This window comes from Cytobacillus purgationiresistens, from assembly GCF_030813235.1.
Taxonomy (GTDB): domain Bacteria; phylum Bacillota; class Bacilli; order Bacillales; family Cytobacillaceae; genus Cytobacillus; species Cytobacillus purgationiresistens.
In genome coordinates, this window is sequence record NZ_JAUSUB010000010.1 from 69,210 (window position 1) to 95,261 (window position 26,052).

General features: G+C 45.1%; 38 protein-coding genes and 1 pseudogene. 5 read left to right on the plus strand and 34 right to left on the minus strand.

The annotated features are described in order from the left end of the window. Window positions 1–8: 8 nt before the first annotated feature. Window positions 9–215 carry a helix-turn-helix domain-containing protein gene (locus J2S17_RS12825; RefSeq protein WP_307475422.1) on the plus strand — a complete coding sequence of 69 codons (207 nt, stop codon included), beginning with the start codon at window positions 9–11 and terminating at the stop codon, window positions 213–215. Here J2S17_RS12825 and J2S17_RS12830 read toward each other — a convergent pair. Genes J2S17_RS12830 through J2S17_RS12845 form a run of 4 tightly spaced genes read right to left on the minus strand, consistent with a single transcriptional unit; the run spans window position 193 to window position 3,116 of the window. Beyond that, window positions 193–654: a hypothetical protein gene (locus tag J2S17_RS12830; RefSeq protein WP_307475424.1), complete on the minus strand. Its 462-nt coding sequence runs from the start codon at window positions 652–654 to the stop codon at window positions 193–195. The genes J2S17_RS12825 and J2S17_RS12830 overlap by 23 nt on opposite strands. Continuing rightward, window positions 651–2,249: a DUF4942 domain-containing protein gene (locus tag J2S17_RS12835; protein WP_307475425.1), complete on the minus strand. Its 1,599-nt coding sequence runs from the start codon at window positions 2,247–2,249 to the stop codon at window positions 651–653. The genes J2S17_RS12830 and J2S17_RS12835 overlap by 4 nt, the downstream gene beginning before the upstream one ends. A 2-nt stretch (window positions 2,250–2,251) precedes the next feature. Next, on the minus strand, window positions 2,252–2,695 hold the full coding sequence (locus J2S17_RS12840; RefSeq protein WP_307475427.1) for a sigma factor-like helix-turn-helix DNA-binding protein: 444 nt from the start codon (window positions 2,693–2,695) through the stop codon (window positions 2,252–2,254). Beyond that, a complete protein-coding gene (locus J2S17_RS12845; RefSeq protein ID WP_307475429.1) occupies window positions 2,658–3,116 on the minus strand; it encodes a Mom family adenine methylcarbamoylation protein in 459 nt (152 codons plus the stop codon). The genes J2S17_RS12840 and J2S17_RS12845 overlap by 38 nt, the downstream gene beginning before the upstream one ends. A 156-nt stretch (window positions 3,117–3,272) precedes the next feature. Here J2S17_RS12845 and J2S17_RS12850 point away from each other — a divergent pair, with 156 nt between their 5' ends. Then, window positions 3,273–3,635: a hypothetical protein gene (locus J2S17_RS12850; protein ID WP_307475431.1), complete on the plus strand. Its 363-nt coding sequence runs from the start codon at window positions 3,273–3,275 to the stop codon at window positions 3,633–3,635. Window positions 3,636–3,690: 55 nt separating this feature from the next. On the opposite strand, the gene J2S17_RS12855 is transcribed toward J2S17_RS12850, so the two are convergent. The 8 genes from J2S17_RS12855 to J2S17_RS12890 are packed head-to-tail and all read right to left on the minus strand — an operon-like array spanning window position 3,691 to window position 8,034. After that, the gene (locus J2S17_RS12855; RefSeq protein ID WP_307475433.1) at window positions 3,691–4,278 is read right to left on the minus strand and encodes a nucleoside/nucleotide kinase family protein; all 588 of its coding nucleotides are present in this window, start codon (window positions 4,276–4,278) and stop codon (window positions 3,691–3,693) included. Beyond that, entirely contained in the window at window positions 4,262–5,125 is an 864-nt protein-coding gene (locus tag J2S17_RS12860) for a hypothetical protein (protein ID WP_307475434.1), read from the minus strand. Before J2S17_RS12860 ends, J2S17_RS12855 begins: the two co-directional genes overlap by 17 nt. Further along, entirely contained in the window at window positions 5,125–5,322 is a 198-nt protein-coding gene (locus J2S17_RS12865) for a hypothetical protein (RefSeq protein WP_307475435.1), read from the minus strand. The genes J2S17_RS12860 and J2S17_RS12865 overlap by 1 nt, the downstream gene beginning before the upstream one ends. Then, window positions 5,323–5,859 carry a 3D domain-containing protein gene (locus tag J2S17_RS12870; RefSeq protein WP_307475436.1) on the minus strand — a complete coding sequence of 179 codons (537 nt, stop codon included), beginning with the start codon at window positions 5,857–5,859 and terminating at the stop codon, window positions 5,323–5,325. 22 nt (window positions 5,860–5,881) lie between these two features. Next, window positions 5,882–6,550 (minus strand): AP2 domain-containing protein, encoded by a 669-nt coding sequence (locus tag J2S17_RS12875; protein ID WP_307475438.1) that lies wholly within the window; start codon window positions 6,548–6,550, stop codon window positions 5,882–5,884. Between the two features lie 4 nt (window positions 6,551–6,554). Beyond that, the gene (gene thyX, locus J2S17_RS12880) at window positions 6,555–7,328 is read right to left on the minus strand and encodes an FAD-dependent thymidylate synthase (protein ID WP_307475440.1); all 774 of its coding nucleotides are present in this window, start codon (window positions 7,326–7,328) and stop codon (window positions 6,555–6,557) included. Continuing rightward, complete coding sequence (locus J2S17_RS12885) at window positions 7,325–7,507, minus strand: hypothetical protein (RefSeq protein ID WP_307475442.1); 183 nt, start codon at window positions 7,505–7,507, stop codon at window positions 7,325–7,327. Before J2S17_RS12885 ends, thyX begins: the two co-directional genes overlap by 4 nt. Next, complete coding sequence (locus J2S17_RS12890; RefSeq protein ID WP_307475444.1) at window positions 7,504–8,034, minus strand: dUTP diphosphatase; 531 nt, start codon at window positions 8,032–8,034, stop codon at window positions 7,504–7,506. The genes J2S17_RS12885 and J2S17_RS12890 overlap by 4 nt, the downstream gene beginning before the upstream one ends. Window positions 8,035–8,078: 44 nt before the next feature. On the opposite strand from J2S17_RS12890, the gene J2S17_RS12895 reads away from it, so the two are divergent. After that, entirely contained in the window at window positions 8,079–8,237 is a 159-nt protein-coding gene (locus J2S17_RS12895) for a DUF8096 family protein (RefSeq protein ID WP_307475446.1), read from the plus strand. Here the strand turns inward: J2S17_RS12895 and J2S17_RS12900 are convergent. The 17 genes from J2S17_RS12900 to J2S17_RS12980 all read right to left on the minus strand — a co-directional run bounded on the left by J2S17_RS12900 (window position 8,234) and on the right by J2S17_RS12980 (window position 21,883). Beyond that, window positions 8,234–8,572: a hypothetical protein gene (locus J2S17_RS12900; RefSeq protein WP_307475447.1), complete on the minus strand. Its 339-nt coding sequence runs from the start codon at window positions 8,570–8,572 to the stop codon at window positions 8,234–8,236. The genes J2S17_RS12895 and J2S17_RS12900 overlap by 4 nt on opposite strands. Window positions 8,573–8,583: 11 nt before the next feature. Then, a complete protein-coding gene (gene nrdJ, locus J2S17_RS12905) occupies window positions 8,584–10,848 on the minus strand; it encodes a ribonucleoside-triphosphate reductase, adenosylcobalamin-dependent (protein ID WP_307475449.1) in 2,265 nt (754 codons plus the stop codon). A gap of 174 nt (window positions 10,849–11,022) precedes the next feature. Then, window positions 11,023–11,310 carry a hypothetical protein gene (locus J2S17_RS12910; RefSeq protein WP_307475451.1) on the minus strand — a complete coding sequence of 96 codons (288 nt, stop codon included), beginning with the start codon at window positions 11,308–11,310 and terminating at the stop codon, window positions 11,023–11,025. 12 nt (window positions 11,311–11,322) lie between these two features. Then, on the minus strand, window positions 11,323–11,760 hold the full coding sequence (locus tag J2S17_RS12915) for a hypothetical protein (protein WP_307475453.1): 438 nt from the start codon (window positions 11,758–11,760) through the stop codon (window positions 11,323–11,325). Next, window positions 11,760–12,257, minus strand: a complete 498-nt coding sequence (locus J2S17_RS12920) for a crossover junction endodeoxyribonuclease RuvC (RefSeq protein WP_307475454.1) — start codon at window positions 12,255–12,257, stop codon at window positions 11,760–11,762. The genes J2S17_RS12915 and J2S17_RS12920 overlap by 1 nt, the downstream gene beginning before the upstream one ends. Further along, window positions 12,254–12,454 carry a hypothetical protein gene (locus J2S17_RS12925; protein WP_307475456.1) on the minus strand — a complete coding sequence of 67 codons (201 nt, stop codon included), beginning with the start codon at window positions 12,452–12,454 and terminating at the stop codon, window positions 12,254–12,256. Before J2S17_RS12925 ends, J2S17_RS12920 begins: the two co-directional genes overlap by 4 nt. Then, the gene (locus tag J2S17_RS12930; protein WP_307475458.1) at window positions 12,454–13,467 is read right to left on the minus strand and encodes a hypothetical protein; all 1,014 of its coding nucleotides are present in this window, start codon (window positions 13,465–13,467) and stop codon (window positions 12,454–12,456) included. The genes J2S17_RS12925 and J2S17_RS12930 overlap by 1 nt, the downstream gene beginning before the upstream one ends. After that, window positions 13,468–15,645, minus strand: a complete 2,178-nt coding sequence (locus J2S17_RS12935; protein ID WP_307475460.1) for a DNA polymerase — start codon at window positions 15,643–15,645, stop codon at window positions 13,468–13,470. Between the two features lie 186 nt (window positions 15,646–15,831). Then, a complete protein-coding gene (locus J2S17_RS12940) occupies window positions 15,832–16,875 on the minus strand; it encodes a hypothetical protein (RefSeq protein WP_307475462.1) in 1,044 nt (347 codons plus the stop codon). After that, entirely contained in the window at window positions 16,863–17,021 is a 159-nt protein-coding gene (locus J2S17_RS12945) for a hypothetical protein (protein WP_307475464.1), read from the minus strand. Before J2S17_RS12945 ends, J2S17_RS12940 begins: the two co-directional genes overlap by 13 nt. Continuing rightward, window positions 17,018–17,437 (minus strand): hypothetical protein, encoded by a 420-nt coding sequence (locus tag J2S17_RS12950; protein WP_307475466.1) that lies wholly within the window; start codon window positions 17,435–17,437, stop codon window positions 17,018–17,020. The genes J2S17_RS12945 and J2S17_RS12950 overlap by 4 nt, the downstream gene beginning before the upstream one ends. A gap of 14 nt (window positions 17,438–17,451) precedes the next feature. Beyond that, entirely contained in the window at window positions 17,452–18,231 is a 780-nt protein-coding gene (locus tag J2S17_RS12955) for a hypothetical protein (protein ID WP_307475468.1), read from the minus strand. After that, the gene (locus J2S17_RS12960; RefSeq protein WP_307475470.1) at window positions 18,232–18,567 is read right to left on the minus strand and encodes a hypothetical protein; all 336 of its coding nucleotides are present in this window, start codon (window positions 18,565–18,567) and stop codon (window positions 18,232–18,234) included. Between the two features lie 236 nt (window positions 18,568–18,803). Further along, window positions 18,804–19,343, minus strand: coding sequence for a hypothetical protein (locus tag J2S17_RS12965; protein WP_307475472.1), 540 nt, complete (start codon window positions 19,341–19,343; stop codon window positions 18,804–18,806). Between the two features lie 310 nt (window positions 19,344–19,653). After that, window positions 19,654–20,322 (minus strand): hypothetical protein, encoded by a 669-nt coding sequence (locus J2S17_RS12970; protein ID WP_307475474.1) that lies wholly within the window; start codon window positions 20,320–20,322, stop codon window positions 19,654–19,656. Between the two features lie 244 nt (window positions 20,323–20,566). Next, a complete protein-coding gene (locus J2S17_RS12975; protein WP_307475476.1) occupies window positions 20,567–20,710 on the minus strand; it encodes a lysogeny pheromone AimP family peptide in 144 nt (47 codons plus the stop codon). 12 nt (window positions 20,711–20,722) lie between these two features. After that, window positions 20,723–21,883 (minus strand): AimR family lysis-lysogeny pheromone receptor, encoded by a 1,161-nt coding sequence (locus J2S17_RS12980; protein WP_307475477.1) that lies wholly within the window; start codon window positions 21,881–21,883, stop codon window positions 20,723–20,725. Between the two features lie 123 nt (window positions 21,884–22,006). Between J2S17_RS12980 and J2S17_RS12985 the strand changes: the two genes are divergently transcribed. Next, window positions 22,007–22,234, plus strand: a complete 228-nt coding sequence (locus tag J2S17_RS12985; RefSeq protein ID WP_307475479.1) for a helix-turn-helix domain-containing protein — start codon at window positions 22,007–22,009, stop codon at window positions 22,232–22,234. A 55-nt stretch (window positions 22,235–22,289) separates the two neighbouring features. Further along, a pseudogene (locus J2S17_RS28870) lies at window positions 22,290–22,487 on the plus strand (helix-turn-helix transcriptional regulator); the annotation flags it as partial. A gap of 5 nt (window positions 22,488–22,492) precedes the next feature. Here the strand turns inward: J2S17_RS28870 and J2S17_RS12990 are convergent. The 5 genes from J2S17_RS12990 to J2S17_RS13010 form a co-directional block, all read right to left on the minus strand. Beyond that, window positions 22,493–23,500, minus strand: a complete 1,008-nt coding sequence (locus J2S17_RS12990; RefSeq protein ID WP_307475481.1) for a toprim domain-containing protein — start codon at window positions 23,498–23,500, stop codon at window positions 22,493–22,495. Between the two features lie 83 nt (window positions 23,501–23,583). Beyond that, window positions 23,584–24,969, minus strand: coding sequence for a DnaB-like helicase C-terminal domain-containing protein (locus tag J2S17_RS12995; RefSeq protein ID WP_307475483.1), 1,386 nt, complete (start codon window positions 24,967–24,969; stop codon window positions 23,584–23,586). A gap of 43 nt (window positions 24,970–25,012) precedes the next feature. Continuing rightward, window positions 25,013–25,303, minus strand: coding sequence for a hypothetical protein (locus J2S17_RS13000; protein ID WP_307475485.1), 291 nt, complete (start codon window positions 25,301–25,303; stop codon window positions 25,013–25,015). A gap of 356 nt (window positions 25,304–25,659) precedes the next feature. Next, window positions 25,660–25,830, minus strand: coding sequence for a hypothetical protein (locus J2S17_RS13005; RefSeq protein ID WP_307475487.1), 171 nt, complete (start codon window positions 25,828–25,830; stop codon window positions 25,660–25,662). Window positions 25,831–25,877: 47 nt separating this feature from the next. Continuing rightward, on the minus strand, window positions 25,878–26,048 hold the full coding sequence (locus J2S17_RS13010; RefSeq protein WP_307475489.1) for a hypothetical protein: 171 nt from the start codon (window positions 26,046–26,048) through the stop codon (window positions 25,878–25,880). Window positions 26,049–26,052 lie beyond the last annotated feature (4 nt).

Here is a 26,052-nt window from a genome sequence, read left to right on the forward strand (position 1 = left end):
GTTTCCGAATGCTACAAGTCACGCCACGTTTAACGGAAGTTCTAAAAGAAAAAGGCATCACGCAAATGCAACTCGCCGAACTTTCCGGCGTACCACAAGGCTCTATCAGCCGTTTCGACAAGAACGAACGCCATGTCGATTGGCACGTATTCGCCATCACTAGAGCGCTTGAAATTGATGTTGCGGATTTATTTAGGGTATCAGATGCGAAATAACAACCGGCTGTACTTTCGTAAACTCACGATATCTGCGCCTACGTTCGGCGTTTCTGCTTCGGGAGCGGTTCGCCTTCGTATTCTCGTAATCAGTGCGCTTGCGTCGTCCTGCTGACTGCGGTTTCTTGCCGTCATTATTAACGTAGCCAAGCGCCTGCATGCCAACTTCATTCTTTTCGATTTCTTCTTGCTGACGGTCGCTGTTTATTGGATATTCATTACTACGCGACTTCCACGGCGTATCGTCCGATAATTCTTCGTACAAACAAAGCGTCGCCAGCCGATCGAGCGCGCCAGCTTCCGGCATCTTACCTCTAGCAGCGAAATACTCCTCAGTCAGCGCTTCGATTGCTTCAAAGCGCGAAGGACGCGGCAGATTGCCGGCTTTCGTCTGCGCCCATAGTTCGTTAATTTTATCGTTAAATTGCTCGTTGTTCATCCGATATCCTCCGTTTCATTTGTATCGCTTAATAGCCGTCTAACGTCCGTTACAATATCGCCGAACTCTTTTTCGACAAAATTGCGTGCTTTCGGATCATTACGGAGCTCTTCGTCCGTTGGTAGCCAATTAAACTTTCGACCGCATACGTAATTAATCTTATTTAGCGACTCCGGGTCGTTAAACCATACGTGAACCGTGCCTTTCATGAAAATCTTAAAGCGCAGAACGTCGTTTCTAAATTCACCCTTGCCGATCTTTTCAAAATCGTAATTCACTTCGCGAAAAGGTTCGAAGGCCTTTAGTAAGTCGAAAATAAAGCCTTTTATGCGGTAATCAACGCTATTAAAGCTATTATCGCGCGCTCCCATGTCCCAATCTCCGAAGGTAGTGAAAAACGGATAAATTACTTTCTTGCCGATTTTATACGCCTCGTTCGTATTCCATCCGTTGTAATAATGAATGTTTGTCGAAAATTCTCGGCGACTATAAGACGTTACCTTTTCGAACATACTAACGACACTGCTCAATAGCATATCGGAAGAGTTCGCCATGATTGCGTGAAGAAGCATGTATATGTTAGTTGAATTTATTTCTAGTTCCGAAGCCGAACCTAGTTGTCGATTCAGCTTTTCTTGTGCTTCCGTGGTCAGTTTCTTCATAAATTCATCCGTTTGCAGGATGAGCTTCCAATACGTCGACCGAAGCCTTTGCAACTCTTCTTCGTAATCTTTTGACGACGTATCGCTTGGCGTAAATATTTTTCCTCCGTTGATAGTCGAAATGTAGCTTAGGAAATCGGCTTTTCGTTTACTTACTTCGTAATCCTCGCGAACTAAGCGCACAGCCTGCTCATATTCGCTGATTAGCCTTGATATATCGTCAAGTCGTTCCTGGACTTCCTGCTGTTTAACAAACGTACTTAACGCGGTAGTTATATTACCTTCAATGTCGTGTTGTTGAGCGTTCGATACGGCGTCAACTGTACGCTTATATAAGTCCGCACTCGCATCTTCTCGGCGCACCTTTAAGTAAATTAGCGCCACCTCAACGTCTGTTTTCCTTTCTGCGTCGCTAAACGCATTAGTGACAAACTTTATTCGCGCGTTGTGTAGATCAAGCAACCGCGCCAATTCCTTCCTAGTAACGCTGAATTGATTTTTAATAGTTTCTGCGTTGGTAATCGCATATATTTCGCAGTCCTTCGTAATTTGCCTGCTTGCGAGATTAATAGCGTGTAGTAAATGTTTATCGCCGGCACTGAACGGAGGATTCATCACAATCGAGTCGTATTCCCGGAATGTTTCAAACGTAAGGAAGTCCGACCAGACTACGTTATGACCAGCGCCTAATAAAAAACTTGAAAGTTCCGGATCCATTTCGATTGCGTCTACTTTTATCGAACTCATTTTTCGCTTGATATACGAAACGATATTTCCTTTACCAGCGGAAGGTTCAAGCACACGCCCATGTAATGTAAGTCTGCTAATCCCTTTTAGCCCTGAAAACCTCGAAGGTATTTCCTTACTAATACTTAGCGCTAATAATTCCTCGATTAACTCGTCCGGCGTCGGGTAAAAGTCTTGATTAAACATAATTATTCCGCCTCCCTTTCACTAAGCACGTATCCCTCACCGCGCCTGCACCACGATTCATAAACACGAGCTATTTTCGTCATTGCCACGTCAACCAGCCGATTGACCGTTTGCTTACTTACTCCAAGCTCGTTCGCCGCATCAACTTGCGACATGTCTTCGCCGTATACTAGCCGCACTGCCTGACGCTGCCTATCCGTCAAGCCTGCCCGTTCAATCGCCGTCATTAAATCGATAATCAAATCGCTCGCAGCCGTATCGCCAGCAAACCGACGTTGCTTGAGCGCGTGATAGTCAGCGAGCAATCGCCTTACTCCTACCGCGTTGTCCAGTGCGTATCTTGCATCATATTGCTGATGATGGTCCGGCTTGTTCGTTGCGCTTCCCATTAAATCGCCTCGATTTCGTTTAGGGTGTGCGTACCCATCGTATTTTTTCACTTGCATCCCGATTTTCTCGACCGACCCGATTACTCCAACCTTTCGTTGAAACTTTGCTACGTCCTAACTCAAACCAGTTATCCGCTTTATATATCGTTCCCTCATGCCTCATGCCGGTGCTTGAGTATGCGATGATACCTTTTATTTCCGGCATATTTTTTCTGATATATTTTCGTGCCAACCCTAGTGATTTACTTTCACTGTTCTTCGGAGCCTCTTCAACTAAGTACATGCGTGTGAGTTCAAGTAACGCATGCTGATCGAGTTGTCGAGCGTTAGGTCTGCCCCACATCATCGCACCAATTCTTTCGCCTGTATCGTCAAGCACCCATAATCGAAGTCTTGCTCCGGCGGGTGTTGATTTTAAGTAATCCCTATCAGCAACCCATCTATCCAACTCGGTACTTCGCGAAACTTCAATTCTCATCACAATTCCTCCGTTTCCATTAATCTCCTAGTCAAATCAGACCGGCTCGGGCATGCTGCGTCTGCCGAGTTTTGTCGAATGGCTATAAAGCGTTGCTTTTCGTTGGTTTAAAAGCTATAATTGCGTTAAATATTCCAAAGTTTGGAGCGTGATTACATGCCATTCGAGCCGTTACAAATCTCTAGATCCGGCGGAGCAAGTCTGTCGCTCGATAAATTCTACCGTTTGCGTGTCAATTCCGAGGCGATGCGTGAAATGAAGCTTTCTGCGTACCAATACGTCGTCATTAGCGTCGATGTGGAAAATAAACGCATCGGGTTAGCGAAACAAGAACTCGCAAAGGTGCCGAACGCGTCTGCAATTAAATTGGACAAACGCGGCTATGTTGGCGTTGCTGCTGGCAAGCTTGTTGCGCGTAAGCTCGGACTGACTGACGGTGACTTGCCGGTTAAATTCGCTGATATCGGTAACTTCGATGAAGGCGGAACCTACTGGCGCGCTTTCGAAGTAACTAAGTGAGACGAAGCCTATTGCCGTAAGCTTCGTCTTTTTTTCGGTCAAAATAACCGCTTGCCTACTGCGCTATTTCATCCAACATCGCATCAACTTTCGCATGTAATTCGTCAAGTGTTCCGTCATTAACAATCTCGTAGTCTACCGTAAATCCATCGACATGCTGCTCGGTATCGTGCGCCAAGTCTTTTGCGTCAAACTCGTCGCCAGCCATTTCCGCACAGATAAGACGATCGGCTTCCAGTGCTGTTACTCGCACGATGGTAAATCCGTTAGCCTTCGCCCACTCTAGCTCGTTAGGCTGACGTAAGTCCGTAATTACAATGCCGACGTGATCACTGGTTGTCTTGCGAAAGTTAATCGACGCCTCGACCGTTCGCTCTACGTGCCTAATCCAAATATCTTCTCCGTATAGTCGGCGCATATCTTGACCGAACGTCTGATAACCGGCGCGCGGCTTCGGATGCTCTGGTACCCACGGCAATGTTGCGTGATATAAATACTTTAACTTGTCTCCGAAAGCCACTCGGTCAAACATGGCGCGAATATACATGCGATTGGCTACGGCGTCCTTGCCTGAACGGAGCTTGCCGCATAGCGCGATTTTAGTAACGGTGACAGTTCGATTGACTTCAATTTCCGTTTTCATCGGCAGTCACTCCCGCGATAAATTCGACATCGTACATTGTAAAATCATCTCGGCTCGCTTTTATTCTTACGGATGATACACCCTTAAGCTCAACACCGTCCTGATATACGCGCCAATTTGTTAAGCCTTCTTGTTCAAAACGCAAAGTTTTACCGTTTGATTTCTTCTGCGTCCGGTCGCTGAGCGACCTTATTGCTTCCGTATTAATTTCCGTCTGCTGTGCGAATGTCTCAACGTTGCGCTGCGTATCACGTAGTTGCGTTTCTAATTGCGTAACTCTTCGCGCTAGGTTGCCGAGTAGTTCGAGGACTTGCGGACTGGCTTGCGTTGCGTCTACGGTGATAGGTTCGGACGTTGATTCCGCTTCGACTAGCTGTAGTACGCTGTATTCTTTTGTCTTTATAGGGACCTCTCCTGCGTCCGTGGTGCTGTAGTAAACGACATTATTACGGTAATGATGCGTTCCTACTATTTCAAGTACTTCTCCGTCAGACAAATCTAGCACCTTTTCGCCAATCTCCGCCTTACGGTCAACTAGACGGTAGCGCCCTACGGCATGGAGACTTGTATCCGCGTCTACTAACGTATCAATGCGGACGATGTCCGTTGGCTCTAGCGTTTTGTAGTCGATATATACTTCATCCGATATATACCATCCGCCCGCGTCAACGATTCCGTCTTCGACAATTTCCGTAACTTGTGTAATTTCTCCGATTTCAAATGGATGGTTCATCTCATTTGAAATAATGATAACGTAATCCCCCACGTCAGCATTCCGTTCAACCTCGACAAATTCGCGCTCAATTCCACCTAAGCTTTCGTCTGCAATATAATGTTTATTCGTCATTAATTACTCGCCTCGCTTTCGAATTTAATACTAACCGCGTGCTTTAAATTTATCGCGTCAATAGGAGTGCTGAGCCAGCCGATAGGGATTTTTTCCACCGCTCCCGTTGGACCTGTGAAATAATCGTGAAGGTCGCTCACAAGGTCGCCTGTCACCGTAAATTCTTCACCATTGACCATCTTAATTATCGCTTTCATTCATTTCGCCCCTCTTTCGATTATTTTTACGTCAACTTGCTGGCGTCCGAACTGTATTGCATCACCGTGACTTCCGATTAAATAGTCGAGCTTCCTACCGCGAATAGCTCCGCCCGTATCCAGCGAAATGGCTCGCTCGGTTCTGCCGTCAGCAAAGCGTAGCTCGACGATTGACCATAACGGGACGACTGACGGATCGGTTGCAATAACCCTCATGCCGTCATGATGCGTCTTGTTGCGTACATCAATGCCGACGCGCGTGATACCCGAGCAACCTTCGGCACAATCCGCTATATAAGCGCTAGCGTCAAACGGTTGCCATGCCGTTTCGTTCAAGCGTTTAATTTCGGCTGATAGGCGCTCATTCTTGGAGCGTAATTCTTCGTTGGCTTGCGCTGATACTTCCACCTGCTGACGCCATAATTGAGCGTTCGGTGCCCATCTTTTTGCTATCTCTTCTGAAGTAATAGACGGTATTTCATGGGATATAATAGTTTGAGATATTAGTATAGATGCAAAAAAACTGATAACAGTCACACTCCTAAATCTATAAAGTTGTTTAGCCGTAATACTTTATTTCAGCTATTTTTCTTGCCTCTGCTGCTTTTTCTAGCTCGTCGAAGTACCCTAGGTGAATCACTTTCTTATCTACTTGAATATACGCCCGCCATTTATTTCGGGACTTATGTCGCGTAACACCCGTAATTCCACTAGTTGTATTTTCTCTTTGCCGTTTGTTATGGTTTTGAATACCTCTCGTAGCCCACCTAACGTTATCTAAAGTGTAATCACAATTAGGGTTAATTCGATCTAACGTAGTGTTTTCTTCCCCAAACATCTCAACATGTTCTTTATAGGAATCAAATAAGTCCTCTTTAAAATGATCGAAAGAATCCCATCTCTCGCAAACTTTAATGCCCCTACCTCCATAAAGCGAGTATCCGGTATCTTTATTGTTATAGCACCTTGTTTTCATGCCTCCCCATATGTGGTAGAATCTCGTTCCATGCATACCGTGCTTTGTTGCTCTTTCTTTTCTCGTTTCCAAACATAAGCAACCGCAAGACTTTGTGGCCCCACTTCTAACAGCATCACCATTAACCTCTACCTGATTTCCGCAATCACAGATACAAGTAAAATAGGCTCTATTTCTTTTTCCATCATTCTTGTACAGACAGTCAGTTATTTTTAGTCTTCCTAACTTACGTCCTATAAAATCTTTATACAAAGTATCACCCCTCGAAGAATTGTCGCGTCCATGGTTCTGCATTGATAACCGCCTCTTTTAGTTCCTCCGCCAGCTTGGCGATTTCAACTTGTGCGCCGTTTCCTGCTTTCCTTTTCGCGTAAAATTCGAGCAAGGCGCGAAGGTTAGCCGTCATTACGAGATTAGTAGCCGCAGCGTTCGGTAGGACAGCGCGTGCATCTTCGGATGGAACGCCAGCTTTCCGTAAGTCATCGTATACTTGCTGCGATATAGCCATCGCTTGATTGAAAAGGGTTTCCGCACTATATTCGCCATCACTGTCCGACATCTTGCATCGTTTACCTTCAACGCTTTCCGGAACAACGTAATCAAATCCACCCGACTTATCGCCACTGCCGAATCTGACATACCGTTGTGACTGAACGCTAAAGCTAAAGCCGACGCGATGTCGTGTAAGTTGCGCCAGTAGAGCACGGCTTACGCCTTCAATCGCGAAAGTGAACGATAAATGCTCCAGCGTAGAAGTGTGACGGCTGCGGACAATGTGGCGGAACAGACGATCAGCTTCCGAGCCGCCTTCGCCATCCGTCGCTTTGTTGCCGAAATACTTTGCGCCTTCTTTCGCTACAATTTCGCTTGGCTTGCCAGGACTGTAGCACGTGCGAATGGCGGTTAGGGCGACCGCTTGGCCGTCTGATACTTTTTCAGTTACATACTCGTCCATGTCCGGAGTTAAACGGTATATGTGGTCGCAGAAGTCCTCGCTTAATTGCGTATGTGCTATTAATTTAACGTTCATTCCATTTCCTCCTTAATCGGATCACTTTCCGCCAATAACACTCCCTCTTTACTCCAATATTGGGTAACCTCCCGCAGTACTGTATCAACGCCATTACCTCGAATCGATACCGTCTCGATTACTTCGATAATACGAGCGCGTCTAGTTGTTTCCGGCTCAACTGGCTTTCGATTGTTCATTCCGCACTCACCCCGCTACTCCCGAAGCCACCTACGCCTCTTGCTGTCTCGCCCAACGTTTCAACTTCGGTAAATTGCGCTCTTGATACGGGCGCGATTACCGCTTGAGCTATGCGATCACCTTTGCGGATGATATAGCCTCCGCCTTCTTTGATATTATTTGTACCGCAGTAATACCTTCCGTCAATGCCGTATATAACATAGAAATCCTCTATCGTAGGTATATCGAATAAGTCAGCGAAATTTGCGGTATTATCGACAATCACGCCTACTTCTCCGCGGAAATGACTATCGACCGTGCCGAGTTGAACGCGTAGCTTCGTTTTAAGCGTAATCCCTGAGCGCGGACGAATCATCATTTCGTAGCCGTCCGGTAACTCAAACGCCAAGCCCGTCTTGACTAGCGCTGTCTCGCCCGGCTCGATAATGACGTCCTCTATCGCGACTAGGTCGACGCCAGCATCGCCTTCGTGCGCATATTTCGGCATTTCCGCATCCTCGTGCAATTTCTTTATATTAACGTTCATATAAACGCCTCCTTCATGATATAATCTATTTCGGGTGATACAACATGAACTACGATACCAACAAGATTTACGACATTAGCGAATACCCTGACGTCAAAAGTGGTCGCTGCGACAATTGCGACAGTAGCCACTTTAAGTCGAAAATAGGTGACGGGAAATTCCTTCGCGAATGTCGTAAGTGTGGTATGAAGAAGCTGATTTAACGGTCGGCTTCTTTTTTGCGCAGCGTGTAAAGCTCACCTTGATTGCTGACGATCTCATAGCCCGAGTTGTACACTTCGTTAAAGTCCATGATTTTCGCTTTGTATGTTACCTCAGGCCCACTCTTAAAACCGAGGAATATTCCTATCGAAAAGAAGATTAATAACACCGAGGCTGCTGTCGTCATTACGAAGTCAGTTGTTGTTCGACTTTCTCCCGTGATAATTAACGTTGCTCCCCCTACCGTAGTAAACATCATTAGTAAAACAAGTAACGAAAGTATTACCGTAGCTACGATAAATCCTCCCCAATGTGTAGTCGTCGCTAATATTTCCACGCCATCCCTCCTTATCTAATCGGACAAACTCCGCCTTCACATCCGCCCATTCCGTCAAGGTCGCCGTCTTCGCCCGTCTCAAATCGCTGCAATATCGACGGATCAAACTCGGCTAATTTTGCGACCATTTCTTCGTAGCGCTCTTTCGTAATTGCTTCGTATGGCGCTAATCGGTAAGTCCCTCCATCATATGCGAGGAATGATACGCCAACAAAATCGTCCCATCCGTCATATACGATATCCTGCGCTTTGCCCCATTCGTCAGGTCGGACGTGAATCGTATTGCTCGAATTATGCTCGGTATAATGACGCTGGAATCGGAAATACGTATCGAATTGCTCCGGCACATATACGTCATCTTTCGTCTTTGTTGCGCCGCTGGCTATAGGAAACTCGATGACTAGCGTTCTAGCTTGCGCAATGATTTCCGGCTTCGCTAGTTCAGCCTCATCGTTATGACCCGCCGTGCCAACTTCCGCGAATACCGGCCAGCCAATCGATTGCACCGCCTTCGCTAACGGATCGGCAGCGTTAATTCTGATGCGGCGAATATAATATGGCGAATGCGACCAGTGAAGTCCGCTTGATACGCCGCCGGCTACTTGCGAGATTGTGCCTTCCGGCTTAACTGTCGTTACTAGCAACGGACTGCTGACGCGTAGTTCTTTCGCATAGTTGTCGGCTTCTTTGCGTGCGATAATTTTAAGAGTTTGCAATAATGCTTTTTCGTAATCTAGAGGCGCCTGCCAAACATCCGGGATATTAACCATAGCGAGAGCATCTTTTACGCCGGTCAGCGATGTGCCGAGTAGTCTATCCCGCTGCTGGATTGCATTCCAGTGAGGTAGTTCGAGTTCCGCCAATGTCATTCGTAATCCTGCACGTGCCGATAACCTTTGCGCTTCTTTTAGCTTTTCAACATTAAGATTGCCGTCCTCCACAAAACCGGCCATGTTAACCGTCGTTAAATTACATACGCCGTAGCTATCGAGTATAATTTCGACGCATGGATTTAAGCCCTCTGCGTTAGGGCGCCTTCTTCGCGCTTCCTCAAGGTTAACGAAGCCCGGTTCGCCTTCCATCTGCATCATTTCGAATACTAAATCGAGCATTGCTTCGCTTGGCTTTTCCGTAAACGCAATCGAGTTATTCGACATACGGCGATGATGTAACGGACGCGCATTCGGGTCATTTATCGGCAAGCTTTCTAGCATTCTCACAATATCGCGAAGCCCTAGCGCTCTTACCTTTTCGATAATCTTGCGGTGCTGTTGCTCATTCCATACGCCGTTGATGCCGTACTTTGCGAAAATAGATTCGTAATCATCCGCGTCCATAAGGAATATTTCGGCTGTCCTGCGTACGCCTCCGACAACTACGTTATTGCCGATTAGGTTCCCGATGTCGAGAATGTGGACCGGACGGACTTTCGAGTAAATACCGTCGATAGTTTCCAGCACGTCAAGATTCGGGTCAATTTCGTTTTTTAATACGCGCTCAATTCCTTCGAACATTTCCATTAATGGCTCAGGCCCTGACGCAGTGCCTCCGAATGTATTCAAGCGCTCGCCATTCGGACGGACTGAATCGTAATTTATGATGATTTGCGTATAATCATCGCTACCTTTATCTGTCAATATTGCGAAGAAATAACGTAGTGCCTCGACCCAACCTTCCTTGGAATCTCCAACCACTATTTCGAGCGTTGTATCGCTAATTTCGCGAGTCTCTGTATGCTCAATGCGCTCATGCTTAGCGACCGGGTCGTATGACTCGTTATACAACGTAAAGTTCGTTCGTATTGGCGCAAGCTCTGCCGCAAACTCCTTCGTACATTTGAATCCGACGCCGGTACCTACTAGCAACAAATAAAACAAGTCGCCTAGGTCGCTCCAACTCCGGATATTTACGAAGCTACAGTTAAAATTTGCGAGTGGATATTTTTCCGCAACGCCCCCATCAGCTCCGCCCACCCAAAGTGTGCGACCCGACAAGAATTGGCGAAGGTTAAACATGCTATCGAACAACGCTTCGGCTTCTTTGCGAAAAGCATCGTAATCGACCGCATAGCCGATTTTCTCCATATGCTTGACGCCAAGCCCTACGTTATAGTCTGTCGCGCGTCTTACCGTTTCCTTCCACGTTTCACGTCGTCCCTTTTGCGGTAAGAAACGCGAATATGTGCGATAGTAGACGAAGGTGCCTAGCGCGTTCATGTGCGATGGAAAGTCCGGGTATTTATCGATAAAGTCGTCCGTTAATAGCTTCGTAGTCATTCGTCAGCCTCCAAGTCTTTTAATATTTCCTTTATCTCCGCGATACTTTTAACGACCTGTTCGCGTCTATTGTAGTGTTCCGTTAGTTTGTCGCGTTCCTTACGGAGAAAATAGTCGATGTCTTTTAGCTCCGCTTCGTTGTGCTCGAGTAGCTTGCGGTATGCTGGCGCTAGATTAGACATACGGTAATAGCACCCAGCCAATAAATAGATAGATTAATAAAGCAACGCCATACACCGTCGAATGAAATATTATTTTATTTAACGGAAGATCGTCCGCGTCATCAAAAGTTCTTTTAGAACGGAGTACGTTTACTGTAAATATCAGGACAAACGACTGCATAAGTGTTATCGTCGTTACTCCGAAGATTTGCGACGGGTACCAGTTATATAACTTCATAACTACGAACGCTTTAAATAACGATAGTATTATCGTCACTACAATACTTACTAAATACTTCATTATTCTGCCTCCTTATTTTCCGCCACCGAACGCGTCGAGGATTTCTTTAATTGCGTAGTATTCCGGATTAATTAGTGTGAGGATACCGCTATATATACAGAGAGTTCCAAACAGCGCCGTTAATAATAAGAAAGGAACTATTATCATGTGAGCAAATCCGTCAGTTCTATCTATAAGCTCATATACTTTTGCGTAAATATTCGAAGGAACTTCCGCTTTTAGATAGCCGTCGCCAACCGTCTTGTATTTAGGATTTAGGTAAGCTCCAATAACAAGCGTTAGTGTAACAATGAAAAGTATTAACATAAGGACGCCGACTATAGTTTCAGCCACTCCTTCTGTAAATTTCTGCTGCACCATAAGACCGTAAACATGCTCGGCAGCTACGCCAAGATTCGCAGCAATCGCGTCAATGTATTCCGTTGCTTTTGAGAAAATTTCCTCTTTCATCATTCCGCCCCCTTAATAATTCCGTTTTTAATTAGATACGCAAGTCCTATCGCAGCAGCATCGCTAGCATCGTTACTCTTAAACTTGTAATCTTCCGTAAGCCCCAGCAAGCGTCGAACGCCCGCCTCAACTTCGTCCTTTGTTGCCGTACCTTTTCCGCCAACTATTCGCTTGACTTCCGTCGGCGTTATCTCGCCATCGACTGCGTATCCGTATTTGCCTAACGCGCTATCAATCATCGACCAGCTACCGAATACGAGCTGTGTGGCGCGCTTGCTTCCGCCCTTCGTGAAATGTTCGCGAATCGTCAGGTCGAATGGTCCGTGTTCGTGAATCGCCTTAACTGCGAAAGCTTCAACGTAGGCATATCGTTCCGAATCGCTATTGTCCGTGCTAGTTTTTATGGAATCGGCGATGATTAGCGAAGGCGCTCCGCCTTTTACTTCGAGGACGGCTACGCCTGGACTTGCGCTAATGTCGAACGCTAGGATTCTCATTCGTACACCTCTTTGTATGTGTACGCCTCAACGTCTGAACGGCTAATAGCAAATACGCAATCTCCGTCGTAACAGTATACTTCCAAGAAATTAGCTTCGTTGGTATCGTTTAATCCTTCGCGAATTTTCGTAAGTCCGCTTTTGTCCACTTTAGCGAAATGTGAGCCATCGCCCACAAAAAGTTTTATTTCGTACATCATTTCGCCTCCCTTGCATCCTTGATAAACTCGAATGCTTCGTAATATTGTTGCTTCTTCCATGCAGGTAAATTTGATCGCTGTGCTCGTCTAACTTGTGCTTTCAATATCTCGAATTCCTCATCCGTAAAATCTTTGGCGATTACCGTCTTATAGTCGTTATATTTCCATCCGTCAAGGTCAATCGCCGGCGGCGTTTTAGTTCGCCATGCCTTCGTCACTCTTGCGAATTTATCTAGCAAAGAGATACGCGCCTCTCTCGGTATAAATCTTCCGTAAATTTTATTGCGACTAAACTCGTACTCCCAATCCGCGCCGTAAGTCAGATGATATAAAACCAGCGTATAGTCCAAGTCATACATTTCGTTGTACACATGCGTTTGCAATTCGTGATCCCTCTTCGGCTCTGCTTGCTCCTTAAAATCCGTATAACTTTTCTGAAACGATTTAACCTCAAGTCCTACGCGTAATATTTCGCCATCGTCCGTAATGTACTCAAGGATCCCGTCAGGCAATCCGTTTAAGCCGAACTTCTCACCGTTATGTTCAACTTCGTGAATCTTCTTCACGAAATGTTCAAACGCTGGCTCATTACGTTTAGTTCGCTCGAACTTAAACCGCGGCTTCTTGCCGGTCAGTTTTTCGAAATGTCGCTCGGCAAGCATTATCTCGCGCTGAATGTAGCCACCAACTTGCGATCCAAGTCCAGTCCAATCTCGTTGATTACGGTTGGGCGGACGACCTTCTTCGGCTTTCCTTCCGTAAACAGCCTTCGAATAGAGTTGTCGCTCATCTTTACCGGCAGAACTTGGCGCGAATGTAGGTCGAGGTGTTCCGTCCGGTGCCGTTTTCCAATTGAAGTAACCCCATTTCGATTGCTCGCGTAAAACTCTCGCGTATTGTTCATAAAATTCAGCGTCCATCGCGTCATCGTACGGTTGAGGATATCGGTGAAATTCGTCCATATATTCCGCAAAATCTTGCGCTATTTGTTCGGCTAGTTGTTGACTCAATTATTCGTCCTCCCCTTCGTACCAATCATCTTCGCTAACTTTTCCTAGCCATCTTTCAGGATTTAACTCGACGTCACAACGTACAGGAACAATCAATTTAACGGCCTTTTCCATAGTCTCCTTGATAAGAGTCAAATTTTCGCGACTAATATCTTTCGGACAATCGAAAAGTAATTCGTCATGAACCTGTAGTAGAATGTGCGTATCTAGTGACGAGAGCACTGGTTGCAAGTCGACGACTGCTTTTTTTAGAATCGTTCCTGCGCTCTCTTGTATCGGAAAGTTGCCTGCTTGTCTGTCGGCGCGAAAATGATGGTATCTATCTTTCGATTTGTAGTCCGTGTGAAGTCGGCGCTTCCTACCGAAAATGCCGGTCACATATCCTTGCTTGCGGGCTATGCGTTTCTGTTCGTCCATATAGCGCTCTATGCCCGGATATCCTTTGAAGTAATTATCGATGATGATTTGCGCTTCTTTCTTCGTAATTTCAAGCGTGTTCGAAAGCCCGCCGGCACTCATCCCATATACAATTCCGAAGTTAACTACCTTCGCCTGCTTACGCAGCTTCTGTTGCTCGGAGCCATCCGTGTCTTTGGCTGCTTCTATATCCTCGTAAGTGTATTTTCCTGCACTGATCATCGCCGCTGTTGTCGAGTGAATATCACGATTTTCGAAAAACGCTTTAATGAGTTCCTTTTCGTTAGCCATATGCGCCAAAACCCTTAGTTCAATTTGCGAATAGTCGATAGAAACTAAGATACGGTCATTGTCCGTTGCTAAAAATAACTGCCTCACTTCGGGACGTTTTGCCGGTATCTGCTGCGTGTTTGGATCCTTGCAAGTAAATCGGCCAGTCGCTGCTCCCCACGTATTGTGCCAAGGGTGAATCTTACCGTCGCTCTTTACTTCGTGAGGGAGTTTTTGCGTAAATGATTCTCGAAGCTTTCCTAACCCGCGATTCTCAAGTAACAACGGTATTACTGGATGACTGTTTTTAATACGCTTCAATACCTTTGCAGCCGTCGACCCTTTCGCTAAGTCAGGCACCTCCAACTCGACGAACAGCTTCTTCTTTAATTGCGTCGGACTATTCAAGTTGATTTCTGCGCCGAGATATCTGTGTATCTTGCTCATTAATTCCGCCTGCTCAGTAGCAAATTGTGCGTCCAGCTTTGCCGCTGCTTCCGAATCAAATCGAATACCTCGCACGTCGGACTTTATAAACTGTCGGCATACCGGCATTTCTATCTCGTAAAATAGCTGTTTGATTTCTTGCAGGTCAGGACGCTTGTCATACCACTTGGATATCCAATCGAATAATGCAAGCGTTTTTTCCGTATCTCCTGCCGCGTAAGGTAATGCAACTTCAAGTGAAATCGTATTAAACGCTGTTTTCGGAAATAACTCGTCGAAATTGTCGCTCGGCTGCTTTAACCAATCTGTGAGTAAGTTTTTCAACCGGTGATCGCGGTTCTCGTCCATCGACATCGCCATGATTCTCGTATCTGCATATAGTGCGTCCGTTAGATTTAAGCCGTATTTTACTTCGAACCACTTACAGTCGAACGGCGCATTATGCATAACGATTTTTGTAGTCATCAAAGGGACGGCAACTATACCGAGAATATCGTTTATGTCGCACTGATTTAACGCTGTCTTTTCCGTATGATTTAACGGTACATACCAACTTGCTTCTCGAGTTGAGACGGAGAATCCCGCAACGTTGCCGCGCCACGGGTCTAGTGCTCCGCCTTTCTCTCCAAAAGTTTCGCAGTCAAATGCGATGATATCTGCGGCATTTATAGCGTCAGCCATCTGCTGTAATTTATCGATTGAATCGACCAGCGTATAGTGTGAAGGAGTATTCGCCACAAGCTCCTTTAGTTTTGATTCGCGCCGCTCTTCCGCAAGTTGCTTATGCATCCGCAAAGCTTCCGCCTTGCTGAAACGCTTGGCAACTAGCGAAGGATTTCTGCCTAACAAACCCTTCGCCATTGCCGCCTTGACTTCGAACAACTTCGCCTGATCAGCGTCGCTATTCTTCATCGCCAGTATTCGCACCCACGCCTCGTCAATCGTCTCAGTCGCCGCAACTTTCCGCTTTGAGACGGTCTGTACCGCCTTGACCGACTCGCTCGGATCAGCTTGCGCAATGTTCAGCCGTAGTTTTGGCGCCATGAATATCGCCTCCTTTAAATCAATACTTTCCGCACGTTCAGTTTCCGATAGAAATCGAATACGACTGATTCGCCCTCACCGACCGCCCACTCTCGCCAGCATTGCGCGTCACAAAACGTTAGGTCAGCGTGGTCGTCATCGAGGTGAAGCTTGCCGGGCCGGATTGGCGAGGAACATTTCGCACATTTATTCACGGTCAAAACGGCTTTCTACTGGCGTGACTAACACGACTTTATCTAAATCAACCCTTCGAGATTCAAACGAAACTTTACCTGTGATTATTTCATCTGCGGCTAACACGGTAAACTCTGCGGCACCATTTTCGCTATGAACGATATCGCCTTTCTTGAACTCACTAGGCTTGCGTCCAATGCTCGCCCATTTTGCTTCGATTTCAGCTTGCTCAGTTTGACGCTTGGCTTCCGCAACTTCTTCGTCGGTTGCGCGGACTAGTTCTGATGCGTTAAAAAGGGTAGAGCCGCTTTCATCTCCAGGCTTTGTACACTTGAAATCGTAACAGCCACCGGTATTATCATGCAATTTAACTATGTCGCCTGCTCCAGCGTATCCATCATGACTGACATGTGGGGCAACCTTCGCGTAGTCGCCAACCTTTAACGGCTCGCTTTTCGCAACTGGTTCGTAAACTTTGACGTTATCCTGCGTGCGGTCGTACATCTCGTTGTAAAGTCTGTAATGCTTACCGTTGTTTCCGTACGCAGTTACTTTTACGTCATCAAACTCGTCAGCCACCTCATACATTTTACCTTCTTCGAAATACGGGCTTCCTCCGCCTTTAGGAATAATCACGACATCGCCCGGTTGTGCTTTACGGTCAACTAGCGTATACTCTGCGCCATTGTGATTAATGATTTCCGCAGTCTTCTCCTCGCCTTCAAGCGATGCAACTTTCGTTTCTAGTACGGATACGCGTTCGTCTAGGGTTGGCGCGGCCTGTTTGCGGAATAGTTCGTAAGATCCGTCATAATAATTACTATCGTACTCATTTCTATCGTCTGAAATACGAGGATTAATGTCCGACAACGCTTCACAAGTGTAAAACATACCCTCTGTCGAGTGAACCCACGAATCATCCGTAATTAATACTAAGTCACCAACCTCCGCAACTCCATTTACGTCAACCTTCGCGTAAACCTCTCCGCCATACTCAACCTTCGTAATTTCACCGTTTACCATATCGATAGTTTTAACGCCTTCTAATTTCGCCATTTATCGTTTCCTCCTTCGTTTAATAGGAATACTGCCGCAGCCGTCAACGTAAGCGATGCGACAATGTAAAAGCCACGTACCATTAATCCGATTGACACTAGCGCCAGCAATATCGTCAGCCCTGCGAAGAATAGGCGGGCCATCATGCGCTTGTTGCCTCGAATACCCCGCGATCCAATGCGATTGACAATTCGACCCAACGTTGACTAGCGCGCGCTTCCGTTGCCCAATATTCTTGCAGGCCGCGGTTCTCCAAGAGCCATACGCGAGGCATTTCGCCGTTCTCTCCCAAGACGCCAATGATATAATCCGCGTCGGACTGAGAATACGCTTTGCCTTGACCGTTTCTAGCGTAAATCACCAGCTCACCTCGTCGGTCATCGCGTTTACGAATCGTTTTTACCTGGAATGTTTTCCAGTCTCCAGTCAATGGGTCGCGTGCGCTGACATCGAAAGATTCTTCTGTTTCGGATGTGCTAACGGCAGACCACCCGTTGGCGAGTAGCGCTGCCCTAGCGATTAATTCCGAATATTTACCTACTGATTCGGTTGTATATGCCATCTATTCCGCCCCCTTTAAAATGGTAAGTCTTCCTCGTCGCCGATGTTCGCCGTGTCTGCTGCCGATTCGCTTCCGCCAATGCTCAAGCCGATAAGCGTAATGTCAAAGCCTGCCGCGACAAGGTTTTCGATTTGCTGCTTTTCGTCAGCTTCGAATAGAAGTCCGTCGAACAACGTCATATCGAACTCTTTGCCGTCAACCTTTTCAAAATTAGCTCGCTCTGCGTCAGTTAAATCTTCGTCCATATCGATAACTGGCGATAGGCTTACGACGGTCGAAGTACTGCTGCCCGCTTTCGTTAACTCAAACGCCAACTTGCCGAGTTTCTTTTCGTACTTCTTGATGACTGCCGCAACGCCTTGCGCCTGTTTACGGCTCAGGTCGACGATGATCGGCTCGCCTGTCGCAAGGTCAATGAATCCTAGCGCAAATCTTTCCTTCGCACGATACTTACCAGCTTCCGCCTTGTACTCATCAACTTTCGTTTGATTACCCGCATCCTCCGCTTTCTTTTTAAGGTCAGCGTAGTATTTTGACGCGAGGTCCCACGGCGTGAAGTTTGATTCCGCAAAGCCTCTAGCATTCTTGACCGAAGGATTTTTCGCTACGAAAGAATTAACTTTCTTAAAGATTCCGTAACTGTAAAACTTGATGAGGTCAGCCGTCCCTAACGCGCGAACCTTGTAGGTAGTGCCCGACTTAAAACTTGCGAATTCCGCGCTACTGTTGCCACCTCCGTCGTTTGTTGCGTTAAGTGCGTTTAGAGCGTCAGCTCCGGATACAAATTGACTCATTCATTTTCCTCCTTGCTTTCGCAAATATTTTCGAACACCGGATTGATTCCCGCGCCCGCTACAACACCCAGCCTGCCTAGAGCTTCCGTAATTCGAAAGCGACTCGATGCTGTAGCCGACGAAGGTTGCCCGCCTGACAGCTAATGAAAGCCTATCGCCAGTCGACCCAGCCAGCCGAGCCATAACGGTTCCGAACGCAGTCCCTTGTCGGCACAAGTGGCGATATTTCCTTCGCCTATGACTGCGACCGCCTACGCCCGCCGTTAAATACCGAATAGTAACGGAAACTGTACCAGCGCTCGGCGGGTCGTATGACCGTTTTAGCACAGCGACCATCTTACTTAACCGCTACCTCGATATTCACCGGCGGACGCAAGCGCTTGCCGACACATTACTTCGCTTTAGTTGCGTCATACGCCGTTCCATAAAACGCAATATACTTCGCAATCATTTGCTTACGCTTGATATCCGCCAGGCTAACGACTTTCGCGCTCATTCTTCGCCACTCGCTTGCCATACGGCGTTTACAATTCCGATAATTAAGATTCCGCCAACTACCCAAACTAGCTCCGTCATAAATATGCAGCCGCCCCTTCTTTAATCGCGTTAAATGATTTCGTTGCTTCGTCTAACTCGAATTGTATGCGTCCTGCCTTCGTTTCGACTTCCGATATCTTTTCCACCAAGTTAGTTCGAACCTTTGGCGATTTAGCTTTCGCGAAGTTCAGTCGCAGCGTTGCAAGTTCGAGATTAAACTCGGCAAGCTCGATTGACAGCGTTCGTTCCTTGCGTTTAAATTCGCGTTCCGATTTCGCGAACTTGCGCTTAATCAGTTGCGATATTTCATCGATATAAGGAAGCGTTGGCTGCGGTGTGATAGCTTCTTCCGGAAATTTATAAACCGTAATAATATGGTTGTCTTCTACGAAAATACGGGTTCGCGACTTGTGATGATCGTATATTTTTCGGACGCTGCCTTGGTCCTGCGTTTCCCCTTGATAGAAAGCCGTCTGCATTAGCTGGTTTAAGTGATGCGCTGCGTTCTTGCGTGAAATGCCCAAACGTTCATACGCTCGTTCGATTGCGTGCTTTGTGACGATATAATTTCTCATCCGAGACGCACCGCCTTTATGCTCGGCAACAGGTCCGACATTGATTCCGTGGTGTCTGCGTCATAGTTGCGAACACCATCGTGCTTAATTCGTTCAATTTTTCGTTCGAACGAGGTTTTATTTTCCTCCGTTTGGGCATACTCATTAATAAAGTGATTAGAGAACATCTTGACCGACCTCCACTTGCGAAATTTGTCGAACTGGTGTAGAATTACTTTTGTGTAAAGACACTATACGTAAAAGCGTATAATGCCTTATAATGTAAATAACGGAATGAGACGTAATGCCTATTCGCCTCACTCCGCTAATTTTAAAGCGCAACAAGGTAATCGGAGTAATCTCCGTATTTCTTTGAATCGAATTTGCCCGCCAGGCGTTCGAACTTGTGCGAAACTGTCCGTTTATCTATACCGAGTCTTTCTGCTACAAATTTTTGTAGTGATATCGGCCTGCCAGCCGATTTGTTTGACTCGTAGGTAAGTGCGATGCTGACTAATGCCGTAGTCTCGTCGCAGCTATCGGATAAGAAAGAGTCGATCAGCTCTAACTGGTCGGCTTTTTTCTTTGAAAATATTTCATCCTCTAAATTTAATTCGCTGGGAATTAAAGATATTTCATCATCCAATTCACCATCAAGGTAATTCGGGTTGTACGTTTCAAGCTTACGCTTCCGCTTTGATTTCCTATAAATGTCAGTACGCCGACGCTTCCAGAGTAACTTGAAATAACAAGGCTTTCCTGGTCGATTTACAAAATCAATCGAGCCATCATAATTATTAACTGCATTTAGTATAGTAAAATTAAACTCCGATATAACATCATTAACATCTGTCTTTAATTGATCAGCGTGGTATTGAAAGTAAGGTTTGCCGTCCTTACTACCAGCCACTGTTGAATAAATGACTCTATAAATCTCTTCAAATGATGAGTCAGTTCGTTCTTCACGATATTCCATTATTAAGTTTTTTATACTTTTCACGTGTAATTTTCCCCTTTCATTGTTTACAATAGGTGATACGTTCAACTTTTAATATCGAACATAAAAATAAAATAAATATATATATATATATATTTTGCTTTTCGATATACTAATAATAACCAATAATAGTAATTTTTTATGTATTATTTACTATTCTTACAAATGAAAAAATGTTCAATCATCTGAACATGAAGCGAAAAAAAAGAACACTGGGATCATTAGTGTTCTTTCTTACAATTAGTATTTAGTCACCCCCGATTCCACCGCCTCCTGGTGAAGCAACATTTATTGAATCACTTCCCTCGGTTACTGCTGCGGTAGCTTGTCCGGCTAGAAATCCAAATGTTAATGAAGTTACAATTAAAAAGGCTAGTACGATTTTTTTCAATTTTCCATCTCCTTATGCGATATTTATATTGCACATTACAGTCGCAGAGAATATATATCCAGGGAATTTTTCTATCTCTCTTCTCGGTAGTTCAGCGAAAAATCTATCTCCTTTTTCTATAAAACTTGCTAATGATTGAAGTAATAAATGTGGATCTTCTTTGGCTATTCCAAGGTAACATAATGCAAATGGATTTGTGCTGTGTTCTTCACGATCGTAAAAAATCTCATTAACTTTCTCATACTCCCCGATTCTCGCGTAATAATGCATTTTTTCTAGGTTATCGCACGTTTCGTTTTCCGAAGAGGCTTGACCCCACAAAGTATTGACGAAAAAGATATCCAATACCGTAACCTCATTAATTAAGTCATTCCTCTCTTGTTGCTCAAGTAGCTTTTTATATGTCTCGAAGTACCTAAGACTTAATTCTCGGTTTTCGAAAACGTACGATGTTCCTAATAAGTGATACGTGTGTGCGGTGAATTTTGAGCATAAAAATTTTGAATTAATTACATTATTTGCGTAAAAACGAGCTTTTTTTACATCCCCTCTTTGATACAGATATCCTCTTGCGAAAATCTCCGATAGTCTGGCGCTGTAACATTCCTTAATGTAGACGTTTTTTATTTTATCTATTTCTTTTTCTACTTCCTTTGCAATTTTAAACATAAAAGAGTACTCGCCCATCCTGTACAGGATATTTGACTTAAGAAGTAACGAAAAAACTCTTGTAGTGTGGTTTTTTGGCTTATACCTTTCTACCGTTTGAAGGATGGATTCTAAAGGTTTAGATTTTTTTTGGAAACTTAATGCAATACCATAAATCTCCGCCCAATCTTTGTTCTCTCTTGAAACGTTTTTTTGTAAGTCAATCATATTTTGAAGCAGTTGGAAGTTTCTTGTTGTTGAGGCGTATTCCATGAGGTGTCTACAATTTTGTCTATTCTCTGTCCTTACCATTTCCATTGCTACAATTTCAATTAATTCATCTTCCCTTTCGGGGGCTAAGAACCTTATTGCAGATAAATAAAATCTAAAAGACAAATCAGAAGTATCATAATTAAACCATTTAGATATTGATGAGTCATCATAATTTATCGCACCTGCTAATTCTATATTAGTAACATCCTTGTCCGGTCTCTCCATCAATGTTCGGAATAACTTACGTAACATGTTATATCTACTCCTTAATTATATTTTAATTGATTATGGCTGACAAAGAATGTAATATTTAATATGATTATACATATAATGTTCATATATGTGAACATTTATTTTAAAAATAGGAAAAAAGAGGTGAAAAAAGTGATTAGTTACGCTCCCTTGTTTAAGACCTTAGAGGAAAAAGAAATCGTCATAAGTAGTTTGCGTTCTAGAGGTATTCACCCAACAACAATTGCGAAGATTAACAAAAATGATTCTGTTTCATTACTTAAGATAGAAGAAATTTGCATAATACTTAACGTTCCAATCGAAAAAGTAGTTGAAATAAAGTTAGAAAGTGCCGATAAATATAATAAATAATTACATAATGAGGTGAGCCACTACGAAACAAGTCGGAAGGTGCTTACTTCGGGACCGACGCCTTGAGCAAGGACTTACGCAGCAACAACTGTCTGAGCGAACGGGAGTCTATGTAAAAACGATTAGTGACTATGAAAACGGTCGCTTCATTTTAAAAGTACCAACCGCAAAGGCCCTCGCCGATTCTCTCGGTTGCCGTATCGAGGACCTATACGAATGGTTGCCCGAAGATAAGTCGTCACGCAACGGGTAAGCGCGTTACTTACCCAGCGAAGAACTCCGTAGTTTCACGTACAACTCCCGTACACTTTCCGACAATCGAACGCTTTCACGCAACGATTCCTCTCCGTATTTCACCAACGCCTCATTCGCATCCTTAAGGCTTCCGCCGTTACTTTCTCTCGCATCGATATACGCATTTCTCAGCCGTACACGCCCGCGCATTGACTTCTCGATCTCAGCCCGCAACTTTTCGCCAGCCTTGTCGTTATCAGTAGCGATAATTAATTCTTCGACAGCCGACCGTTTGATTTCGTCCGCCTTCCACTCGTTAAAACTTGCACCGCCAGTTGCAATCGCTGAGTAGCCTGCCTGTCGCCAGCTCATCGCGTCAATTTCTGCTTCACATATTACCGTTTGAGCTGTCGCCAATTCCAGCCCGTAAACTAGTTCGCGAATAGGAACCGCGCCCCGTTCGTACCAAAACACTTTACCGCGTGTTTTCCGATACTTAACATTCGCCAGCTCGCCGTTTGGCAGACGCCAGGGTATTACGACTGCCTGACTCTTCGCATCATATAGCACGCCTGCCTGCCGCTGTATTTCTGCGCTAATGCCCCGCGATTCGAGATACGAATAATCCTGCCGATAATCTGCCAACAAGCCGTCTTTCAACGGCTGCCTAACCCACTGAACCTTTAGTCGTATCGGCTTGAGTTTTATATCGGTCGAATCGGTCGTAAATCCATACGACGCAAGCAAATATTCTTCGACTTCCTCATACGTTTCGTGACGCAAGAATGCGAGTAGCTTGACGATGTTACCGCTGGACCATTCGTCGTCGTACGAGCCGCTGTCCGACCATGTGCCCGCTGGATAGTCGCCATAGTCCTCGAGTCGCACGAAGAAGCTCGGCGATTTATCATAGCGAAACGGGCTTGCTGCGATTAGCTTGTCGTTGGACCAGGTCGGTCGCGTCCAGTCGAACTTCTCAAGCTCGCCGCGAATATCGATGTGTAACGATTGTCCGCGAATAATGAAAGTCATGCCGTTCGTCCTCCTTCGTTTTACCTAAAATTATACAATATCGTAGTAATTTTCGTAATAGTCCAAAATTTAACAAATGCGCGCTAGAAATCGAAATGCTTTGCGGCCGCCTCTCCGCTGTCCATTTCGCGAACAATTCCGTAGTTAGGCAAATAAAGCACGCTCACTTTAGTTCCTTCGCCACCGTTACGTCCTTTGCCGATTTCGATAATACCTTCACCGTCCAGCGAATCAATGCCGAAAGTGTTTGTCGCGTCCTCAAGGACTGCTTTCGTTTTCTTTATTTCTGACCGTTTGGGCGCACGCAACTCACGATTTCCGTCCTCGTCTGTCTCATCGCGAACCTCTTCCGCCTGCGTAATAATATGCATGGTCACGCCAGTTTGACCCGCAAGTCTACGCAGCTTTTTCGAAGTATTAGCGACGTCGCCGCCGGCAGTCTTGCTCGTATTTGCTTCATAGTCCATCAAATAAATTGGATCGACGAGCACAACGTCAGCCTTTGTCGCATGTATATCCGCTTCAAGCTGGCTGATACCTCGTTTATAAAAGTCGACGTCATCTGCTGCACGAAGGGTAATGTTGCCCGCCAGGTGTTCCCCTTCCGCCATTTGCATCAGAAATACTTCGAGTCCTGCTTCGAACTCATCCGATAACTTTCCGGTTATCAGTTGCTTATTCTCGAAGCCGACTTCGTAATCAGTCCCGTCAATCATATCAACCGCAATGCCAGCGCGAGCACTAATCGACGAGTATGCGCGTGCCATCCATTCGAATCGCGACATTTCCATCGCCCATACAAGCACGTTCGCACCTTGCGCAGCAGCTTCTACTATCTCTTCCATCGTAAAAATGGATTTACCGCGACCTGACCGCCCGTACCACGTGAACATGTTTCCGCTTAAATAGCCGCCAATCTGTTCGTTAATGCTCGGAAACTTCGAACGCCATATCTTAAATGACTCGCCAGCCTTGCGTTTCCGATATTCATCGAGGAAGGAACTACCGTCAGATTTGACGTCCGTTCCCACCTTAGATAGAACATTTGTTCCTATTATAGCCTGTTCTGTTTTTTCACGCAATAGTTTTAAGACTTCGGCACCGTCGGAATTTTCTTTTATAGTCCGTTCTAACCAGCCGGGTTTATTCTTCTCGCTTTCTTCGCGTGTTCCGTTAATTAGATCGGTCAGCCACGTTAAAGCAGTGTGACCTTTTATTTCCCGTACTAAAAATTCGTAACTGTCTCCGATTTGTGGCGCATACCATCTTGCAAAGTCCGGTATCTTTGCCGCAACAACTTCCGAGCCAGGCGATTGACCGCGATTCTGCTCGGCATAGTCACGGACAAATCGGAAGACTTCTCGCTCGCCGTCAGACGGAAAGTCGCGTTCAGTGATGCCGTAGCGAGTGAGTGCTGCCGGATCGTTGCCGTCGATGACTTTCGATAATAAAAATGTTCCGTATTGCAAAAGCGTTCGCCTCCCTTAATTAACAATTTCTATCTTTTGTTTCTCAAATATCCTGTAGTTCAAGCATCCTGTCCCTTGTCTGTTTTATAAATGTCTTCCATTCTTCACACATAGATCCACCGTTTTCAAATAAATCATTTAAGCAATAACCTGCAAACAGTTGCAATTCAGCATGGGATATTTCGTACTTTTTTAACCGTTCAATTTCTTTTTGCTCTTTTTCAGCTAAATCGATTAAATATGGAACAAATTTTGTGCTGCCAGAGTTCCACTCCTCTTTACACTCAGCTAAGTCATCTTTCCATTCATCTAAATCTTTAATTCTCTCCTCCAAATTAACTCCTCCTACCTTGTATTTATTAATAAATATAATTGTCTGACTTTTCATATTTCGACATTTTTTCTATATTCATTGTGTTAATATCCTAACAAATACATACAAATGGGGGTGAAAAAATGAAAAAATGGATTGCTACAGCATTTTTAACTTCTGCACTTATTTTAGGTATGTCCTCACTTGCACATGCTGATAAAAAAGTTGAAGTAATAAAAGCTGCCCATTATGAGAATAAATAATCGACCTGAATATCCTTTGCCTAACCAGTTTGCTTTTGAGCCTCTATGGCTCTTTTTTTCGCTACAAAATTTACACAATGAGTTTCCTTCAAGGAAAATGTTCTATCATTAAGTTCACTTATTTGCTTTGGTCTTTTCTTCAATCCTGCGTGCTTCAGCTCGTAATTGCATTGCTTTTGTTCGGAGTCTTCCTACCCTATCATACTCACCCTTCAAAGCAGCTTGCTTTGATCGAGACTCCCAAAGACCAGCCCTATCGTGCAGTTTGCTCACTTTTTTGCTCACCGACTTATTCACCTCTTTGCTAGGAAACATTTTGCTTTTCGTGTTTATCAGCCCTCGTTTAATTCAAATGTAATGATTCCCCAAAGTCCGGCATCCTGATACCATTCAAAACTGCTTTGAAATGCTCGTTTATATCCTTGTTTATCAAGCTCGTTCATTCGATCAGCTAATTCAGAAGGTGTAAGACCAGAAACATTTAAAACAATGAACTTTTCCATGTTA

Bases quoted from the DNA above. Each gene is read 5' to 3' on its own strand.
- J2S17_RS12950 (WP_307475466.1), bottom strand. From the start codon at position 17,437: ATGGCATATACAACCGAATCAGTAGGTAAATATTCGGAATTAATCGCT.
- J2S17_RS12935 (WP_307475460.1), bottom strand. From the start codon at position 15,645: ATGGCGCCAAAACTACGGCTGAACATTGCGCAAGCTGATCCGAGCGAG.
- J2S17_RS12895 (WP_307475446.1), top strand. From the start codon at position 8,079: ATGAACTACGATACCAACAAGATTTACGACATTAGCGAATACCCTGAC.
- J2S17_RS12865 (WP_307475435.1), bottom strand. From the start codon at position 5,322: ATGAAAGCGATAATTAAGATGGTCAATGGTGAAGAATTTACGGTGACA.
- J2S17_RS12850 (WP_307475431.1), top strand. From the start codon at position 3,273: ATGCCATTCGAGCCGTTACAAATCTCTAGATCCGGCGGAGCAAGTCTG.
- J2S17_RS12910 (WP_307475451.1), bottom strand. From the start codon at position 11,310: ATGAAGTATTTAGTAAGTATTGTAGTGACGATAATACTATCGTTATTT.
- J2S17_RS12915 (WP_307475453.1), bottom strand. From the start codon at position 11,760: ATGAAAGAGGAAATTTTCTCAAAAGCAACGGAATACATTGACGCGATT.
- J2S17_RS12920 (WP_307475454.1), bottom strand. From the start codon at position 12,257: ATGAGAATCCTAGCGTTCGACATTAGCGCAAGTCCAGGCGTAGCCGTC.
- J2S17_RS12925 (WP_307475456.1), bottom strand. From the start codon at position 12,454: ATGTACGAAATAAAACTTTTTGTGGGCGATGGCTCACATTTCGCTAAA.
- J2S17_RS13010 (WP_307475489.1), bottom strand. From the start codon at position 26,048: ATGGAAAAGTTCATTGTTTTAAATGTTTCTGGTCTTACACCTTCTGAA.
- J2S17_RS12955 (WP_307475468.1), bottom strand. From the start codon at position 18,231: ATGAGTCAATTTGTATCCGGAGCTGACGCTCTAAACGCACTTAACGCA.
- J2S17_RS12830 (WP_307475424.1), bottom strand. From the start codon at position 654: ATGAACAACGAGCAATTTAACGATAAAATTAACGAACTATGGGCGCAG.
- J2S17_RS12945 (WP_307475464.1), bottom strand. From the start codon at position 17,021: ATGATGGCCCGCCTATTCTTCGCAGGGCTGACGATATTGCTGGCGCTA.
- J2S17_RS12855 (WP_307475433.1), bottom strand. From the start codon at position 4,278: ATGAAAACGGAAATTGAAGTCAATCGAACTGTCACCGTTACTAAAATC.
- J2S17_RS12940 (WP_307475462.1), bottom strand. From the start codon at position 16,875: ATGGCGAAATTAGAAGGCGTTAAAACTATCGATATGGTAAACGGTGAA.
- thyX (WP_307475440.1), bottom strand. From the start codon at position 7,328: ATGAACGTTAAATTAATAGCACATACGCAATTAAGCGAGGACTTCTGC.
- J2S17_RS12885 (WP_307475442.1), bottom strand. From the start codon at position 7,507: ATGAACAATCGAAAGCCAGTTGAGCCGGAAACAACTAGACGCGCTCGT.
- J2S17_RS12965 (WP_307475472.1), bottom strand. From the start codon at position 19,343: ATGAGAAATTATATCGTCACAAAGCACGCAATCGAACGAGCGTATGAA.
- J2S17_RS12835 (WP_307475425.1), bottom strand. From the start codon at position 2,249: ATGTTTAATCAAGACTTTTACCCGACGCCGGACGAGTTAATCGAGGAA.
- J2S17_RS12825 (WP_307475422.1), top strand. From the start codon at position 9: ATGCTACAAGTCACGCCACGTTTAACGGAAGTTCTAAAAGAAAAAGGC.
- J2S17_RS12960 (WP_307475470.1), bottom strand. From the start codon at position 18,567: ATGGTCGCTGTGCTAAAACGGTCATACGACCCGCCGAGCGCTGGTACA.
- J2S17_RS12990 (WP_307475481.1), bottom strand. From the start codon at position 23,500: ATGACTTTCATTATTCGCGGACAATCGTTACACATCGATATTCGCGGC.
- J2S17_RS12840 (WP_307475427.1), bottom strand. From the start codon at position 2,695: ATGCAAGTGAAAAAATACGATGGGTACGCACACCCTAAACGAAATCGA.
- J2S17_RS12860 (WP_307475434.1), bottom strand. From the start codon at position 5,125: ATGACGAATAAACATTATATTGCAGACGAAAGCTTAGGTGGAATTGAG.
- J2S17_RS12890 (WP_307475444.1), bottom strand. From the start codon at position 8,034: ATGAACGTTAATATAAAGAAATTGCACGAGGATGCGGAAATGCCGAAA.
- nrdJ (WP_307475449.1), bottom strand. From the start codon at position 10,848: ATGACTACGAAGCTATTAACGGACGACTTTATCGATAAATACCCGGAC.
- J2S17_RS12845 (WP_307475429.1), bottom strand. From the start codon at position 3,116: ATGAGAATTGAAGTTTCGCGAAGTACCGAGTTGGATAGATGGGTTGCT.
- J2S17_RS12980 (WP_307475477.1), bottom strand. From the start codon at position 21,883: ATGTTACGTAAGTTATTCCGAACATTGATGGAGAGACCGGACAAGGAT.